Source organism: Candidatus Poriferisodalis sp. (assembly GCF_965214215.1).
Lineage (GTDB): Bacteria > Actinomycetota > Acidimicrobiia > Acidimicrobiales > Poriferisodalaceae > Poriferisodalis.
Window position 1 is genome coordinate 505,836 of sequence record NZ_CBDCBD010000003.1, and the last position, 17,311, is coordinate 523,146.

The 17,311-nt window shown below is 68.1% G+C and carries 12 protein-coding genes; 4 read left to right on the top strand and 8 right to left on the bottom strand.

Going from position 1 to position 17,311, the window contains the following annotated elements; genetic code table 11:
* Nucleotides 1-11 precede the first annotated feature (11 nt).
* The 7 genes from ACOOF5_RS04865 to ACOOF5_RS04895 form a co-directional block, all read right to left on the bottom strand.
* Nucleotides 12-1,448 carry a hypothetical protein gene (locus ACOOF5_RS04865; protein ID WP_420437174.1) on the bottom strand — a complete coding sequence of 479 codons (1,437 nt, stop codon included), beginning with the start codon at nucleotides 1,446-1,448 and terminating at the stop codon, nucleotides 12-14.
* Nucleotides 1,449-1,458: 10 nt separating this feature from the next.
* On the bottom strand, nucleotides 1,459-2,193 hold the full coding sequence (gene tmk, locus ACOOF5_RS04870; RefSeq protein WP_420437176.1) for a dTMP kinase: 735 nt from the start codon (nucleotides 2,191-2,193) through the stop codon (nucleotides 1,459-1,461).
* Complete coding sequence (locus ACOOF5_RS04875) at nucleotides 2,190-3,674, bottom strand: MFS transporter (protein ID WP_420437178.1); 1,485 nt, start codon at nucleotides 3,672-3,674, stop codon at nucleotides 2,190-2,192. The genes tmk and ACOOF5_RS04875 overlap by 4 nt, the downstream gene beginning before the upstream one ends.
* A gap of 13 nt (nucleotides 3,675-3,687) precedes the next feature.
* Complete coding sequence (gene topA / locus ACOOF5_RS04880) at nucleotides 3,688-6,567, bottom strand: type I DNA topoisomerase (RefSeq protein ID WP_420437180.1); 2,880 nt, start codon at nucleotides 6,565-6,567, stop codon at nucleotides 3,688-3,690.
* A 110-nt stretch (nucleotides 6,568-6,677) separates the two neighbouring features.
* A complete protein-coding gene (locus tag ACOOF5_RS04885) occupies nucleotides 6,678-7,574 on the bottom strand; it encodes a DUF368 domain-containing protein (protein ID WP_420437182.1) in 897 nt (298 codons plus the stop codon).
* 374 nt (nucleotides 7,575-7,948) lie between these two features.
* Nucleotides 7,949-9,322, bottom strand: coding sequence for an ammonium transporter (locus ACOOF5_RS04890; protein ID WP_420437184.1), 1,374 nt, complete (start codon nucleotides 9,320-9,322; stop codon nucleotides 7,949-7,951).
* A 335-nt stretch (nucleotides 9,323-9,657) separates the two neighbouring features.
* Nucleotides 9,658-10,032 carry a hypothetical protein gene (locus ACOOF5_RS04895; RefSeq protein WP_420437186.1) on the bottom strand — a complete coding sequence of 125 codons (375 nt, stop codon included), beginning with the start codon at nucleotides 10,030-10,032 and terminating at the stop codon, nucleotides 9,658-9,660.
* A gap of 346 nt (nucleotides 10,033-10,378) precedes the next feature.
* Here ACOOF5_RS04895 and ACOOF5_RS04900 point away from each other — a divergent pair, with 346 nt between their 5' ends.
* Together ACOOF5_RS04900 and betA are read left to right on the top strand one after the other, a co-directional pair.
* Nucleotides 10,379-11,461: a glycine betaine ABC transporter substrate-binding protein gene (locus tag ACOOF5_RS04900; RefSeq protein ID WP_420437188.1), complete on the top strand. Its 1,083-nt coding sequence runs from the start codon at nucleotides 10,379-10,381 to the stop codon at nucleotides 11,459-11,461.
* Nucleotides 11,462-11,615: 154 nt separating this feature from the next.
* Complete coding sequence (gene betA, locus ACOOF5_RS04905; protein ID WP_420437190.1) at nucleotides 11,616-13,301, top strand: choline dehydrogenase; 1,686 nt, start codon at nucleotides 11,616-11,618, stop codon at nucleotides 13,299-13,301.
* Here betA and ACOOF5_RS04910 read toward each other — a convergent pair.
* Nucleotides 13,259-13,879: a TetR/AcrR family transcriptional regulator gene (locus tag ACOOF5_RS04910; RefSeq protein ID WP_420437192.1), complete on the bottom strand. Its 621-nt coding sequence runs from the start codon at nucleotides 13,877-13,879 to the stop codon at nucleotides 13,259-13,261. The two genes, betA and ACOOF5_RS04910, sit on opposite strands and share 43 nt — an antisense overlap.
* A gap of 176 nt (nucleotides 13,880-14,055) precedes the next feature.
* On the opposite strand from ACOOF5_RS04910, the gene ACOOF5_RS04915 reads away from it, so the two are divergent.
* Together ACOOF5_RS04915 and ACOOF5_RS04920 are read left to right on the top strand one after the other, a co-directional pair.
* Complete coding sequence (locus ACOOF5_RS04915) at nucleotides 14,056-15,144, top strand: quaternary amine ABC transporter ATP-binding protein (RefSeq protein ID WP_420437194.1); 1,089 nt, start codon at nucleotides 14,056-14,058, stop codon at nucleotides 15,142-15,144.
* A 64-nt stretch (nucleotides 15,145-15,208) separates the two neighbouring features.
* On the top strand, nucleotides 15,209-17,203 hold the full coding sequence (locus ACOOF5_RS04920) for an ABC transporter permease (protein WP_420437196.1): 1,995 nt from the start codon (nucleotides 15,209-15,211) through the stop codon (nucleotides 17,201-17,203).
* The last annotated feature ends 108 nt before the right edge of the window (nucleotides 17,204-17,311 follow it).

A 17,311-nucleotide genomic window follows, 5' to 3' on the forward strand; every position in this document is an offset into this window, starting at 1 on the left:
GTCGGCTCGCGCTAGCGGCCCCGGTGGCCGAGGCGGATGAACAGGCAGCCCAGGGCCACTCGCTGGTTCGCGTTGAAGCGCAGTGCTTCGGCTGCGTCGCCGATGGCGTGGAGCTGCCCCGCGGCTGGCTCGGGCCGCAGGCTGCCGCTGCTGGCTTCGTCGCGGATCTGTGCGGCCAGCACTGCCAGTCCCATCGTCAGCTCGTCGGTGCGCACACGGCGCAGTTCGCGCCGGTGACGCTCGTCGAGCGAGCTGCGGCCGACGTTCGTCCCGTAGAGCTCGGCCTGCTCGTCGGCTGCAGCACGTTCGGCCTCGTGGCGGGCTTCGAGCGGTGCCGCCGCCTGCTCGGTCGCCTCCAGCGCGGTGTCCGCAGCCAGGATCGCCGCGGCCGCGGTTCCGTTCAGCGAACTCCGCAGCCCTCGCCAGGTTTCGATCCGTTCAGCGGCGTCGTTGTCGGAGGCGAGCAGGCGAGCGCGGTCGATCGAGCCGCCGGCTGCGGCCGCGGCGAAGCTGGCACGGCCAGCCTCGACGCCATCGGCGATGAGGATGGCGTGCAGGTCGGCTTCGCCCAGCGCTTCGAAGTCGACGCGTGCACAGCGTGAGGCCAGCGTCTCCATCGACCGGTTGACCTCCTCGGCGAGCAGCACGAACACCGTCGACGGCGGCGGCTCCTCGACCGACTTGAGCAGGATCGGTGCGCTCTGCGCGGCGCGGTCGACGTCGCTGAGCACGATGACCTTCTGCTCGCCGGACACGGGCGCTGCGGCGGCGGCGCGCACGGCGTCGCGAGCCTGCCCGGCCGTCATGGCTGCGCCGACACGGTCGAAGACGAGCAGGTCGGGATGCTGCTCGGCGAGCGCAAGGCGGCGCTCACGCTCGGGGGTCGCGCTGCGCGCCGCCAGCAGTTCGCCCGCAAACCGGCAGGCCGCGCTGCGCAGCCCGGCACCCGCGGGACCGACGAACAGGTAGGCCGGAAGCGGCGAGGCGAGCGCTGCCTGCAGCCGCTCAACGGCTGCGGGCTGACCGGCGATGCCGTCGAGCAGGTTCCCGACCGGCGGCTCGTCGGCCGGCGCCTCATCGAGCGATGATCGCGCAGTGGAGACCGGGGCCGCAGCGGGCGCAGGCGTCGCCGGTGCACGCTCGGCTCTAGCTGATGTCGATTCAGCCGCCGGCTCCGACCGGTCAAGTTGAACCGGGGGCGGAGCGACCGCGGGGGCAGCTGGGACGTCAGCAGCGGACGCGCGCTTGGATGCGGGCACCGGCGTCGGCGGATCGGGAGTGGGGGGTGGCGGAGCGGCAGGCTCGTCTCCGAAGTCGAACAGCGACAGCGGGGCGGGCTCGGCTGCGCGAGGCGGCTCAGACGTGGCCGGCGCCTCGGCTGGGTCTTCCGCGCCAGGCGGCTCGCCTGCACTCTCGATATCGGATGGGTCGCCAGCTTTCGATGCCACCGCGAACGCCTCAATCCGCCATCGCGGGATGCTCGGCAACTGCCGCACGCACCCGCTCGGCAACCTTGCTGACGCTGCCGACAGCATCCACGCGGACCCAGCGATCAGGTTCTGCATTGCACAGCTCGCGGTAGCTGCGCCACACCCGCAGCGCGAACTGCAGCGCTTCGCCCTCCAGCCGGTCCGGCCCGTCGCTTCCGGGCTGTCCCACCTCTGGGTCAGCCGTCAACCCAGACTCCAGCAACGACATCTGCTCGCCGCCGACGCGATCGAGATGGTGCACACGTCGATCTGCGTCGACCAGCGGCACATCGAGCAGCACGACGACGTCGGGCAAGATGATCTCGGGCAGTTCGCTCGACGCGCCCGCCGGTCGGCGGGACGCGTAGTCGATCAGCGACCGCAGCTCGTCGAGGGGCAACCCCCGGCCGTAGCCCTGGTAGGCGAGCGTCGAGCCATAGGAACGGTCGGTCACGACGTCGCGGCCCGCCTCAAGTGCCGGCGCGACCACCGTGGCGATGTGCTGGGACCGATCAGCGGCAAACAGCAGCGCTTCGGTGCGCGCTGCGGGCGCATTCTGCGACGGCGAATGCAACAGCACCTCACGCAGCGATGCGCCGAGCGGCGTCCCGCCCGGCTCACGGGTAGCGACAGCATCGAGGTGGGTTGCCAGCATCTCTGCCTGGGTCGACTTGCCGCTGCCGTCGAAGCCTTCCAGCGCGATGTACCGGCCCCGGGCGCTCACGGACGCTCCCCCACGTCGCGGACTGCATGCGGCGCCCTGCGCCCCTCGCCACGCCGGCTGCGCAGCGAGATCCCGGCCAAGACGCCCGCCATCAGGATCAGCAGAGCTCCCAGCCACAAGGCACCTCGTACGCCGGGAAGTGCCAGCACTGAGCCGCCGATGGAGATCTCGTTGTCGAACGCGACGTCAAAGAGCCACTGGAAGGCGTCCGACAAGAACCCGCCGGCCGCCATGGAGATCAGCAGGCAGAACCGCACCAGCGTGTACATGGCCGCAAAGACCCGCCCACGCAGCACCTCCTCCACGTTCTCGTGCAGCAGCGTCAGCCCGGTGACGTACACCGATCCCGCAGCCAGCCCCAGCAGCAGGACCCCGCCGAGCACCAACAGCGTGACGGACGCCGAAGCGGCAAACAACAGCGACGCACCGGCGAGGAACACCGAGAACACAAAGAGGCGGGCACGCCCTTCCGCGGCCAACGCGGATTGGCGGCCGCGATAGTTCGCAGCGCTCTGCAGCAGCGTCACCAGCGCCACCCCGCCGCCCACGCCGACGCCCATTGCCACCAGGATCGAGCTGAAGCCGGCGCTGCCGGCGCCGAGCACCTCGTCGTTGTAGACCGCGCCGAGCGGCACCAGCATTCCGCCGCCGATCATGCCGGTGCCCAAGCCCACGAGCACGGCGCGCACTTGGGGGTTGAGGGCGATGAAGTCCCAGCCTTCGCGCAGTTCGCGGAAGCCTTGGCGCCAGTCGATGCGGCGGCCGTTGTCGCGCTTGCGGTGCGCGGCGGTGATGTGCGACGAGAGCGGCAGCGTCGCGATGATTGCTGCGGCGATCAAGAACGTCGCCGAGTCGAGGACCAGCGACATCTCCACCTGGCCGATGTCGGTCCAGCCGATCAGCTCGCCCAGCTTCGCCATGGCGGCAAAGGCAGCGGCGCCTAGCGGGAATGTGCCGTACGCGGCCACCAGGCCCAATGAGTTGGCGGCGGTGAGGTGCCGGGCGGGCACGATGTTGGGGACGATCGCCTCCTTGGCCGGGCTCCACAGCGAGGTGGCCAGTTCCAGGGCCAGCGATGCCAGCACCAGCAGCCACACCCGGTCGATGAACGGGATCGTCAGCAGCACGCCGGCCCGCGCGATGTCGCAGATGACCAGCAGCCGCTTGCGATTGAAGCGGTCCACGATGATGCCGCCCGCCGACGCCAAGAAGAAGCCCGGCAGCACCCGTGCCGTCACCACCAGTGCGATGGCCGAACCCGGCTGGTCGCCGCCGATGCGCCGCGCCACCTCGATGGTGGCAAGCAGCCCGATCCAGTCGCCGAACGAGCTGACAACCTGCGCCACCCACAGGCGCAGGAATCCTGGCGCTGCGAACAATCCGGACCGCGGAGCCTCGCCGTCGCCTCCATTGCCGGTTCCGGCGTCAACATCGGACGCGTCCGAGCCGTCGAACGAGGGGTTCGAGCTATCCGAACTCATGACACTCAGCAGGCTAGGAGCCGGGAGTGTCTGACTCTTTCCCCGGTTTCTTCTTCGCAGGCGATTTCTTGGTCACCCGCTTCTTTGCTGTCTTCTTCTTGGCCCCGGTCTTGCGGGCCGCAGACTTCTTGCGCGTCGACGACTTCTTGGCTGCCCGCTTCTTGGACGCTCGTTTCTTGGCCGGTCCCCTCGCACGTCGCATCGCCAGCAGCTCCGCCGCTCGTTCGACGGTCAGCGACTCGGCGTCGTCGCCCTGGCGCAGCGAGGCGTTGTACTCACCGTCGGTCACGTACGGCCCGAAACGGCCGTCCCTGAGCACCATCGGCTTGCCGCTGTCGGGGTCGGTGCCGATCTCACGACCCGCATTCGCCGCTTGCTGGCCGCGCCGGCGCCGGGGCTGAGCCAGCAGCGTCAGCGCTTCTTCCAGGGTCAGCGTGAACAGCTGCGCTTCGGACTCGAGGCTGCGGTTCTCGTCTTTGGCCTCGCCCACCGCTGCCTTCGTCAGGTACGGACCGAACCGCCCGTTGCGAACCGTGATCTCCGCCCCGTCGGCGGGATCGACTCCCACCGTCCTCGGCAGCGAGAGCAGCTGCAGGGCGTCGTCGAGCGTGATCGTCTCGGGTGTGTGATGGCTCAACAGCGATGCCGTACGGGGGCGCTCGTCGACCTCGTCGGGCCGCCCCACCGAGACGTAGGGGCCGAACCGACCCGGCCGCACGATGATGTCAAGGCCCGTGTCGGCGTCGGTGCCCAGCACCCGCTCGCTGGGTTCGTCGAGCAGGGCGAGTGCTCGTTCGATCGTCAGCTCGTCGGGCGCGAGGTCGTCGGGCAGCGGCCGGGTGGCGTCGCCGCGTCGAAGGTACGGGCCGAATCGGCCCACTCTGGCGACCACGGGCTCACCCTCGTCGTCGATGCCGATGGGAATGCTGTTGATCTGCGCCGCGTCGATGTCTGCCAGCCGGTCGTCGGAAACGAGGTAGCGCAAGCCGCCCGTCGCCTCCGACGTGGGCGCTTGCTTGTCGCCGAAGTAGAACTCCGTCAGCCAAGGCTCCGCATGGCGCTCGCCGCTCGCGATCTCGTCGAGGTCTTCCTCCATGCGAGCGGTCAACGCATAGTCGACCAGGCGGTCGAAGTGACGCTCCATCAGGCCCACCGTGGCGAACGCCGTGAACGCCGGCACCAGCGAGGAGCCCTTCTTCCACACGTAACCCCGCGCCTGGATGGTCTCGATGATGCTGGCGTAGGTGCTCGGGCGGCCGACGCCCAGTTCTTCGAGCCGCCGCACCAGCGACGCCTCGGTGAAGCGGGCTGGCGGGCTCGTGTTGTGGGAAGCGGGCTCGAGCGCCACCGCGGTGGCCGAATCGCCGGCGTCGATGTCGGGCAGGATGCGCTCGGGCTCTTCGTCGGCGCCGGTGGTAGGCGGTGCGTACACCAGCCGGAAGCCCGGGCTGCGCACCACCGTGCCAGCGGCGGACAACTCGACGCTGTGACGGTCCGATCCGGCCCCGTTGGCCGGCGCGAGAGCAGGCGCCAAGTCGCACACCGCAGTGCCCGCCAGTTTGATGGTGACCGTCTCGCCGGTGGCGTCGATCATCTGGCTGGCGACGGTGCGCTGCCACACCAAGTCATAGAGGCGCGACGCATCGCCCCCGAGGTCGTCGACGCCGCCGGGAGCGGGCCAGCTCTCGCCGGCGGGGCGGATCGCCTCGTGCGCCTCCTGAGCGTTCTTGACCTTGCGGGTATAGGTGCGGGGTTTGGGCGGGAGGTTCTCGCTGCCATAGCGGCCCGCGACGATGCGCCGAGCCGCGTCGAGCGCCTGAGCCGACAGCGTGGTGCTGTCGGTGCGCATGTAGGTGATGCGGCCGTTCTCATACAGCCGCTGAGCAGCCGCCATGGTGCGCGAGGCCGAAAAGCCCAGCCGTGCACCAGCAGCCTGCTGCAAGGTGGAGGTGATAAATGGCGCCGGCGGTCGGCGCCTGTACGGCTTGGACTCCCGGGAGCTCACAGTGAACGGCGCCCCGGTGAGAGCCTCAGCAAGCGACGCGGCCGCACCTGCGTCAAGCACAGCGATGTCACCCGAGCGCAGCTCGCCTTGCTGGTCGAAGTCACGGCCGGTAGCGACCCGCCGCTCATTCAGCGAGACCAGCGAAGCATCAAACCGCTCCGCCGCGCGAGACGCACCAGGCACCGCACCGCTGCTGGCACTGGCACCCGCGTGGCTGCCAGCACCGCCACCCGAGTCGCCGGCACCCGCGCCCGACCCAGTGTCAAGCGTCGCTGTGATGCTCCAGTACTCCGCAGCCCGAAATGCCATGCGCTCGCGCTCGCGTTCCACGATGAGGCGGTTGGCCACGCTCTGCACCCGCCCCGCGGACAGCCGCGGCGCAACTTTGCGCCACAGCACCGGCGAGACCTCGTAGCCGTAGAGACGGTCAAAGATGCGCCGAGCCTCCTGCGCATCCACCAGCCGCCGATCGAGGTCACGCGGGTTGTCGATGGCCGTGCGGATGGCGGCGGCGGTGATCTCGTGGAACACCATGCGGCGCACAGGAATCTGCGGGTTCAGCACCTCGAGCAGGTGCCAGGCGATGGCTTCGCCCTCGCGGTCCTCATCGGTGGCGAGATAGAGCTCGTCGGCGTCGCGCAGCAGCGACTTCAACCGTCGCACCTGATCACGCGCCGTCACCACGTAGACCGGCTTGAAGCCGTCGTCGGGGTTGACGCCCAGCGTCGCCCACGACTCGGACTTGTAGGCGGCAGGCACCTCGGAGGCATTGCGAGGCAAGTCCCGGATGTGGCCCACCGAAGACTCCACCACGTACTCGTCGCCCAAAAGACGCGAGATCGTGCGCGCCTTCGCGGGCGACTCGACGATGACGAGAGAAGTGGCCATAGAGATCAGAGGTACCCAGCGCCAGCACCGCAGTACAGAAAGTTGCGACGTTGACGCAGACAGCGCCGGACGGTAGCGCAACTACCTCGCGAAACGACGCTCAGGATTCTCTAGGACGTCTCGTGCCGGGTACCCAGACGGTGCAGCCCAACCGCAACGGCGGCCGCCACAAGGGCAGCGATCAAGGCCACCAAGAGGTCCGACGCGGGCGCAGCGCCAAGCTCCGCGTTCCCGAAACCGCCCGAATCTGCATCACCGACAGGCCATGGCCAAAGTACCCGCAACGAGCCAGCCATCAGCCCCATCAGCACAGCGATCATCGCATCCCGCCAGCGATCCAGCAGCCGCGCCAACAGCCGCGAGAACAATCCCAACCCAATTGCCGCACCCAGCCCAAACAAGACAATGGTGCCGAAATCTCGCTCAGACACAGCCTCGGTGATCGGGTCATACAGCCCCAGCAGCAACAGCACAAAGGCACCCGAGATCCCAGGCAGGATCATGGCGCAAATCGCCAGCGCACCAGCGCCAACGATCACCACCGCAGCGGGATCGGCGACGCTGCCTGCGCGCACCCCTAGCACCACAAACACGGCGACCGCGACCGCGACAAACACCACCACGAGCCCCGCCCGCCACTGGCTCACCTGCAACCTGGTGGTCACGACGGTCATCGCAACCAGGCCGAAAAACGCCGCGGAAAGCCCAACTGGCTGCTCATCAATCAACCACCGAAGCACCTCGACAAGCCCAACAATGGCAACACCGATGCCCACCGCCAGCGGAACAAGAAACCCCCACTCAGCCCGCCGGATCAACGCAAGCGAATGGCGCACCCGCCCCCGCAGCAACAGCCCCGCAGCAGTGCTCAGTTGCGCAACCTGCCCCACCAGCCGGTCATAGATCCCCAGCAACAGCGCCAAGGTGCCACCAGACACCCCCGGCACCACATCAGCAGCCCCCATAGCCAGCCCCCGAGCAAAGTTCGAGAGCACCCGCCGCAGCACCCAGCCGAACCTAGAGCATCAGCACAAAGCCACAGATGCCCGAGCGGCGGAGACGGCAAAGACACAGATGTCACAGCGGAGGAGGCGGCAGGGAACTCTGCGACGTTGCGACCTGCCGGATCGCGGGAGCAGAGGGCCCTGCCGCCTCCGCAGCGGACACAACCGAAACCCCTGCCGGATCGCGAGAGCCGGGGACCCTGCCGCCTCCGCAGCGGACACAACCGAAACCCCTGCCGGATCGCGAGAGCAGAGGAACCTGCCGCCTCCACCGCGGGCGCAAACGCACAAACGCGGAAAGCCCCCGGGCAAGAACCCGGGGACCCCCGCTGACAGCAGAAAAGGAAGGGCCAGACAACTCAGCCCATGGCCGAGTGTCAGCCGCTCGAAACCACGTCGTCCAGCGCCATTCCAGGACCCCCATGCTCAGAAACATCGAGGCCCACCATCTCCTCCTCCGCCGACACCCGCAGCCCGATGGTGGCCTTGAGGACCCCGAACAGGATCACCGAGGCAACGATCACCCAGACGGCCACGATCACCACCATCAGGAACTGCACAACCAGCTGCTCGATGCCGCCGCCGTAGAACAGTCCGGCGTTCTCGCGGCCCAAGAAGGCGTCGTCGTAGCGGGCGAACAGGCCGATGGCGAGCGTCCCCCACATGCCTGCTGCGCCGTGAACGGCGAAGGCACCGACGGGATCGTCGATCTTCAGCTTGCGATCGACGAAGCCGACGACCAGCACGACGATGAGGCCCGCGACGAATCCGGTGACGATGGCACCCCAGGGCGTCATCGTGCCGCAGCCGGCGGTGATGCCGACGAGGCCGGCCAGCGCACCGTTGCCGGCCATCGGCACGTCAGCACGGCCGCTGCGCAGCCAGTTCAGCGCTGTGGCGCCGATCACGCCGGCGCACGCAGCCAGCACCGTGTTGAGCGCCACGAACATCACGTATTCGTCGGCTGCGAGCTCGGAGCCGGGGTTGAAGCCGAACCAGCCGAACCACAGGATGAACACGCCCAAGATGGCGAGCGTCACGTTGTGGCCTGGAATGTTGCGCGACGTCCCGTCGGGGCCGTACTTGCCGAGGCGCGGCCCGAGCATCCATGCACCGACGAGGGCGATCCAGCCGCCCACGCTGTGAACGATGGTGGAGCCGGCGAAGTCGCTGTAGACGGCGTCGCCGATGGAGATGTTGGCGATGAGGCCGCCGCCCCAGGTCCAGTGCACGACGATCGGGTAGATGATCGCCGTGGTCACGAGGCTGAAGATGAGATAGGTGCTGAACTTCGTGCGCTCGGCCATGGCGCCTGAGGCGATGGTGACCGCCGTGGCCGCGAATACGGCCTGGAAGAAGAAGTCGGTCGAGCCCGACAGGCCTTCGGAGATGTCGAACAGGTCGACGCCCGACAGTGCGAACGAGCCCCAGCCGAATGCGCTGTTGCCGTCGCCGCCGTAGGCGAGGCCGTAGCCGACTAGGAAGAACGCCAAGATGCCGATGGACGCGTCGGCCAGGTTCTTGGCCATGATGTTGGCCACGTTCTTCGAGCGGGTCAGGCCCGACTCGAGCATGGCGAAACCGGCCTGCATCAAGAAAACGAGCACGCCGGCGATGAACACCCACAGGTTGTCCATGACTGCCTGGACCATCTCGGCGGACAGCGATTCGTCCTGCGCGCCGGCTGGTCCGGCGAACAGGAACAGGCCGCCGACGGCGCCCGCGACGATGACGAAGAGTTTGCGTTTCATGGCGAATCTCCTAGGACTCGACTCCCGATATATGGCTGACGGGGCGAACCTAGAAACGGCGTGTTGCGCGGGAGTCACCTCGACATGACCGCTCGATGCACAGCGCGGGTCGGCGCTGTTGCCGAAGTGTTTCCGCAGCGTTGCGAGCCTCGCCCCGACGGGAGGTGCGCCCGCGGAGGAGGCGGCAGGGCCCCTGCTCCCGCGATCCGGCAGGTCGCAACGTCGCAGAGTTCCCTGCCGCCTCCGCAGCTATGACATCTGTGCCAGCCGGCTCAGCTGCTCGCGGGGTAGCGGAGCTTGGGCCCCGCTCCGGCCCAGGCCGGTGAGGACGGCGCCTATGGCTGCGCTTCGGGGGCCTGTGTGTCGGAGGGCGGCCGGATGTCGAGATGTGTCTCGATGCGAGCGAGCCAGTCGGTGTGGTCGAGCAGGATGGTGTTGACCTCCCGGAACCGCGCGTCCACGTCGCTGCGAAGTGAGCCGATCTCGCCGCGTAAACCTTCGATGTCGTTGCCGAGTCCGTTGAGGCTGACGAACAGCAGCCCGAACAGCCCCGCGACCAGTGCCGCTGTGATGGCTGTGGGTACGGGGATGACGAGCGCGCGGTCCCGCTTGGCTCCCGCAGCAGTGCCCTCGCCAGGGCCGGAGGCAGCTGCTGGCACCGGTACGGCAGCCGGTGCGTGCTCGTCGGTCATTTCTGTGATCGTACTCATGGCGTCTCCGTCGCTCGACGCGAAGCAGCATTGGGACTCTCGTCGGCGAATCTATGACGCGCGCCGCTCGTCGCTGCCAGGGTTTTCGCTGTCTCGCATCTCGGGTAGAGGCGATGTGCGACACACCACAAGGCACTCGACGGGCTGGTGGCACTCGACAGTCAAGAGCGCGCACATGTGCGCGGATCTGGCGTTTCTCGGGCGTGCTACTATTTTCAAAACCGTCCAAATGGCCTGTTTTGCCGGGACGACTGGGGAGGTCGGATCCGCGGAGGGCCGACTGCCCTCGCTGAGGGCCGTCGGCAGATGCCGGCGACAGACGGAGGACACAAACCGGGGGGTGCCCATGTCTGAAGTATTCAAATCCGGCGAGCGAGTTCGCCGGCGTCGAAAGCTCAGTAGCTGGAAGCTGCTCATAGCGCTCATCGCAGCGCTCGGGCTGTTCGCTGCTGCCTGTACGGGCAGCGACAGCGACGATGTGGCCGAAGAGCCGGCCGCCGCGACCGAGGCCATGGAGGAAGAGCCGGAGGAGATGCCGGTCGACGAGGGTCCTGACCTGGGCTCGCAGAGCACGATCACACTGGCCGCGAACCCGTGGAACGGCTCAGCGCTGAACGTGGCAGTCGCCGCGCAGCTGCTCGAGAGCGAGCTCGGCTACGAGGTCGAGATCGTCGACATCGACGAAAACGGCCAGTGGGCGGCCATCAACACCGGCGAGATCAGTGCCTCGCTCGAGGTGTGGCCGTCAGGCCACGCGCAGAACGTGATCGACTTCATCGATAACGACGGCGCCAATGTGGACAACGCCGGGCTGCTCGGCCCGGTCGGCAAGATCGGCTGGTTCACGCCGACCTACATGATCGAGCGCCATCCGGAGCTGGCGACATGGGAGGGCTTCGCCGATCCGGCGCTGGCCGGCCTGTACGCCACCGCGGAGACCGGCGACCTGGGACAGTTCCTGGGCGGCGATCCGAGCTTCGTCCAGTACGACGAGGACATCATCAACAACCTGGGCCTGCCGATGCAGGTGGTGTATGCCGGGTCCGAGGCTGCGATCTTGGCAGCCGTGGACGCCGCGTACAGCCGGGAAGAGCCGATTCTGGTCTACCTGTGGACGCCGCACTCGGCGTTCAACAGCTACGACCTCACCAACGTGCTGCTGCCTGACTACAGCGACGAGTGCTACGCCACCGCAGATGCTGGCGGAGTCGACTGCGACTACCCCGCCGATGTGCTGTTCAAGATCATCGACGCGAGCCTCGCCGACAACGCCCCCGCAGCGGACGCGTTCCTGCGGGCCATGAACTACGACAGCGCTGACCAGATCGCCATGCTTGCCGCCGTCGAGGGCGAAGGAATGTCGATCGACGATGCCGCTGCGCAGTGGATCGCAGACAACGAGGCGACCTGGAGCGCCTGGCTGAACTAGCCCGTCAGCGTTCCGATTGGAGCACGACGCAAACCCGTCGGCGTCGGCCCGGCACAAGCTGCGCCGCAAGGCACAGCCGGGCCGGCCCCGACGGGGCTCGTCTCGCACGTCAAGCCCCGCAGTCCAGCGCATGAAACCGTGAACGATCTGGCCTATGGACGATCCCGTGTACGACTTCATCATCGTCGGCGGCGGATCGGCCGGATGCGCGCTTGCGAACCGGCTGAGCGCAGACCCCGCGAACAAGGTGCTGGTGCTCGAGGCCGGCCGTCGCGATTACCGCTGGGACGTGCTCATCCACATGCCGGCGGCGCTGGCGATGCCGATCGGCAACCGCTTCTACGACTGGCAGTACGAGACCGAGCCCGAGCCGCACATGGACGGGCGGCGGGTGTACCACGCCCGCGGCAAGGTGCTCGGCGGCTCCAGCTCCATCAACGGCATGATCTTCCAGCGGGGCAATCCGGCCGACTACGACAAGTGGGCCTGCCGGCCGGGCATGGCAGCGTGGGACTACCGGCACTGCCTGCCGTATTTCAAGCGCATGGAGACATGCCTGGCTGGCCCCGATTCCTGGCGCGGCGGCGACGGGCCGCTGGTGCTCGAGCGAGGTCCGGCGCGCAGCCCCCTGTTCGAGGCGTTCTTCGACGCCGTACAGCAGGCCGGCTACGAGCTGACCGACGACGTCAACGGCTTTCGCCAGGAGGGCTTCGCAGCATTCGACCGCAACATCCACCGCGGCCGGCGCCTGTCAGCCTCGCAGGCATACCTGCACCCCGTGATGGATCGCCCCAACCTGACGCTTCGCACGGGCGCGCTGATCAGCCGGGTACTGTTCGACGGCGGCCGGGCGACCGGCGTCGCCTACCGCCAGCGGGGCCTGCGGCGGGGCCGTGAGCGTGTCGCCCGAGCAGGGCACGTCATCTTGTGTGCGGGCGCCTTCGGCTCAGCGCAGCTCTTGCAGCTCTCCGGTGTCGGTTCCCCGTCGCTGCTCAGCCAGCACGGCATCGAGGTGGTCTCGCCCCTGCCCGGCGTCGGCGAGAACCTGCAGGACCATCTCGAGGTTTACATCCAGTACGCCTCGCGGCTGCCGGTCTCGATGCAGCCCCATCTGCGGCGCTGGCGACATCCGTGGATCGGCTTGCAATGGCTGGCGCGGCGGGGGCCGGGGGCGACCAATCATTTCGAAGCCGGCGGCTTCGTGCGCAGCAACACCGACGAGGCATATCCCAATCTGATGTTCCACTTCTTGCCGCTGGCCGTGCGCTACGACGGCTCGGCACCGGTCAGCAAGCACGGCTACCAGGTGCATGTCGGGCCGATGTACTCCGATGCCCGCGGTTGGGTGCGTATCAGGTCGACCGACCCCTCAGCCAAGCCGGCGATCCGGTTCAACTACCTCTCCACCGCCCAGGACCGGCGCGAGTGGGTCGAGACCGTGCGGGTCACGCGCCACATCATGAACCAGCCGGCCTTCGAGGCTTACAACGACGGCGAGCTGTCGCCCGGCCCTGCCGCCGAGTCCGACGACGAGATCATGGACTGGGTGGCGCGCGACGCCGAGACCGCGTTGCATCCCGCCGGCACCGCACGGCTCGGCACCGATCCCGATGCAGTCACCGATCCGGCGACGATGGGGGTGCTGGGCACGTCGGGTCTCAGCGTGGTGGACGCCTCGGTGATGCCGAACGTGACGAACGGCAACATCTATGCGCCGGTGATGATGATCGCCGAGAAGGCTGCCGACTTGGTGCTCGGAAATGAGCCGCTCGCGCCGCTGGACGTGCCTGTTTACGGTCAGACGTGCGGGGAGCCCCCGCCGGTCTCGCCGGCCTCGTGACCGGATGGGCTATCGGCGTCGTGACCAGAGATCATCGTCGAGACCAGATCGAGCACCTCGTGACGCTCTGCCTTGGTCGGAGGTGCGAGGCCGAACAGGTCGATGAGCCAGAGCCCGTCTCCCACGATGCGTGCGAGCAGGCCGGTGGTCTCGGCCAGCTTGTCGCGGTGCATGAGGCGCTCCTGCCAGCGCTCGAACGTCGCCCGGGTATTCGCGAGCAGTTCGTCGTCGAGCGCTGCGGCCGCGAGGATCGACGCCGAGGTGTCGTCGGCTGCCTTGTAGGGCTCACGCACGTAGTCGAGGTAGGCGAGCGCGAACGTGCCGCACCCAGCGGGGTCGGCGGCGCGAAAGCGCGCTTCGCGGACTTCCAGTTCGTCGTCGAGGACAGCGAGCGTCTCGTCAAGCAGGCCCGCCATCAGGGCCTCCTTCGACCCGAAGTGGTAGAGAAACCCGCCCTTGCTGACGCCCGCAGCGGTGGCGACGCGATCCAGCGTCAGGTTGGCAGCGCCATCGGTGCGGATGACCTCGATGGCCGCGGCCAAGATGCGCTCGCGGGTCTGGACGGCCCGATCCTGCACCGGGCCCGATCGCGCGCCACCCCTGTGTGCAGTGACAGTCGCTGGCCCATCGCATGCAGTTGTCGCGTCGGGGGGAGCGGATCGTGCCACAGTCAGCACAGCGTACTGACACCCCAAACCCGTCCAATCAGACGGTAATTCGGAATTTGGAGGCCGCTATGGAGCACGGGTCCACTATGCCTCCCCCGACACGCGACGGCGCCGAGATCGCGTCATCCCGGACAGAGCGTGACCGCAGCGACACGACCGTCAAAGTGCAGGGTCTGTGGAAGATCTTCGGCAAGAAGGTGGATGCCGCCCGTGAGCTGGCTTCGGCGGGCGCTGACCGGGACCGGATCCAGGCCGAGACGGGCTGCTTGGTGGCGGTTCACGATGTCACCTTCGATGTGCGGGCGGGCGAGACGTTCGTGGTCATGGGCCTGTCGGGTTCAGGCAAGTCGACGCTGGTGCGCTGCGTGTCGCGCCTCATCGAGCCCACCTCCGGCGACATCGACGTGTGCGGGACCGTCTTGGCTGACGCGAGCGACGCAGCGCTGCGCGAGCTGCGCCGCAGCAAGATGGCGATGGTCTTCCAGCACTTCGGCCTGTTCCCCCACCGGCGTGTCGTCGACAACGTGGCGTACGGCCTCGAGGTGCAGGGCGTCGGGCGCGACGAGCGCCATGAGCGGGCTCGCGAGGTGCTCACCACGGTGGGGCTCGACGGCTGGGGCGATCACTACCCCCAGCAGCTCAGCGGCGGCATGCAGCAGCGTGTCGGGCTGGCGCGAGCCCTTGCGGTCGAGCCGGAGGTGCTGTTCTTCGACGAGCCGTTCTCGGCGCTCGACCCGCTCATCCGCCGTGACATGCAGGACGAGCTGGTGGCGTTGCAGCTCGAGCTGCAGCGCACGATCGTGTTCATCACGCACGATTTTGCCGAGGCGCTGCGGCTTGCCGACCGGATCGCCATCATGCGAGACGGGGCCTTCACCCAGGTCGGCACGCCGCTCGAGATCCTGACTCAGCCCGCAGACGACTACGTGCGTGCGTTCACCCAGGATGCGCCGATCGCGAAGGTGCTCCCCGCGTGCTCGCTGATGCGGCCGATCGGCGAGGTCGCCATCGACGACGGCTGGCCCCGCACAACCGAGACCGCCACGCTCGAATCTGCGCTGCCGTTCCTGCTGTCATCGGATCACCCGGTCGTGGTCTGCAACTCCGAGGGCGATCCCCTGGGTCTGCTGCACCCAGACGACGTGGCAGCGGTGCTGGAGCAAAACCTGCGATGAACCAGACCATGGCTACCGCAGCACCAGCACCGCCATCAAACACAGCGCTGGAGCAGAACCTGCGATGAGCCAGGCCGTCGAGGCTGGGTCGCCTGTGGGCACGGGCGCGCCTACTGCCCGGCGGCGGTCGCTCGTTGCCGTGGTGCTGGCGACGGCTGCGGCTGCGCTCGTGATCGTCGGGTTCGCCGCCTCGGTCGGCGCCTTTCCCGAGTCGTGGAACTTCGGGCTGGCCGACCCGATCGACCGCACACGGCGCTGGCTCATCAACAACCAGACCTCGCACTGGCTGTACACAGTGCTGCTCAACCCGGTCACCGATCTGGCCGACGCCGGCATCCGCCAGCTCGAGACGATCCTGCGATGGTTCCCCTGGTACGTGTACCCAGTCGTCTGCGGCCTCGGGCTGTGGCGGGTGCGCGGCCGGCTGGCGGGAGCGCTCGGCTTCTGCGGCGTCGTGATGATCGGCATGACCGATCTGTGGCAGCAGGGCTTCGCCACGCTCGCGTTGATGGCCGTGGCGGTGTTCGGCTCGCTGCTGGCGGGCATCCCCCTCGGCATCGCCGCCTGGCGCAACGACCGCGTCGCCAGCGTGTTGCGTCCCACCCTCGACGCCATGCAGACCATGCCCGGGTTCGTCTACCTCATCCCGTTCGTGCTGCTGTTCGGCATCGGGCGGGTGCCGGCCCTCGTTGCCACAGTCATCTTCGCCTTGCCGCCGGTGGTGCGGCTCACCCACATCGGCCTGCGCAACGTGCCCAACCCGATGGTGGAGGCCTCGGAGATGTTCGGCGCTACCGACCGCCAGACGCTGCGGCTGGTGCGGATCCCCGCCGCCCGTCCGGCAATCCTGGCCGGCGCCAACCAGACCACGATGCTGGCCATGAGCATGGTGGTGATCGCCGCGTTCATCGGCGCGGGCGGTCTCGGCCAGGACGTACTGCGGGCCATGCGCGACATCGACGTCGGCGAAGCCTCCGAGGCCGGCATCGCCATCGTCATCATGGCGATCATCCTGGATCGCTTCACGCGGGGCATCGCGACGCTGGGCGAGCGGGGCCGCGGCCACGGGCCGGGCAGTCGTGGCGACGGCTCTGCGTCGGCCGCAGACATCGCGGCGATCCGCTGGATCGGTGCCGTCACGGCACTGGTGGCACTCGTCGGGGGCATCGTGGGTCACCACGAGTTCCCCGAATGGCTGCAATGGCACTACGCGCCCTATGTCAACGACATCACGGCATGGGCTCGCGACAACCTCTACGACATCGGCTCATCGGGCATCGGCACGGGGCCGCTCAGCGACTTCATCACCCTCTACTTGGTGACGCCGCTGCGGGAGCTGCTGTCGGGGGGCATTCCCTGGCCAGCCATGATCGGGCTCGGCGTGCTGGGGGGTCTGGCGGCTCGCGGCGTCACGCTCGGCATCGGCATCGGCATCGCCCTGTTCGGGATCGGGTGGCTCGGCATGTGGGAGCTGTCGATGGACACGCTCGCCCAGACGCTGGTGGCCGTGGCGGTCACGCTGGTGATCGCGGTGCCCTTGGGAATCCAGGCCTCCCACAGCGACCGCTTCCAGCGGTTGATGGACCCAGTGCTGGACTTCATGCAGACGATTCCCAGCTTTGTGCTGCTGGTGCCGGTGATCACGCTGTTTCACGTGGGGCGCATCCCGGGAATCATCGCATCGGTGGTCTACGCACTGCCCGCCGCAGTGCACTACACCGATCTGGGTCTGCGTCGTGTTCCCGCCGAGGTGCACGAAGCCGCCACGAGCTTCGGCGCGACCCGCTGGCAGCGTCTGCGGCGCGTGGAGTTGCCGCTGGCGGCGCCCGAGTTGATGGTGGCGGTCAACCAGGTGATCATGCTGGTGCTGGCGATGGTGGTGATCGCCGGGCTGGTCGGCGGCGGCGGCCTCGGGCTCGAAACGGTGAACGCACTACGGCGCAGCGACGCGGTTGGCCGAGGCTTCGAGGCAGGAATCGCAATCGTCCTGCTGGCAGGAATCCTCGACCGCCTCACCCGAGGCGTAGCCGACCGCCTCCGCCCTCCCGCCGCCATCTGACCCCAGCGTCTCGACGGCGAAACAGCGATGAAGACCGCTGCGAGCAGCACTGCGGTGTAGTTACAGATCTATTTTTTTCGAGACTACATCGCTGCCTAGTGTGGTCAC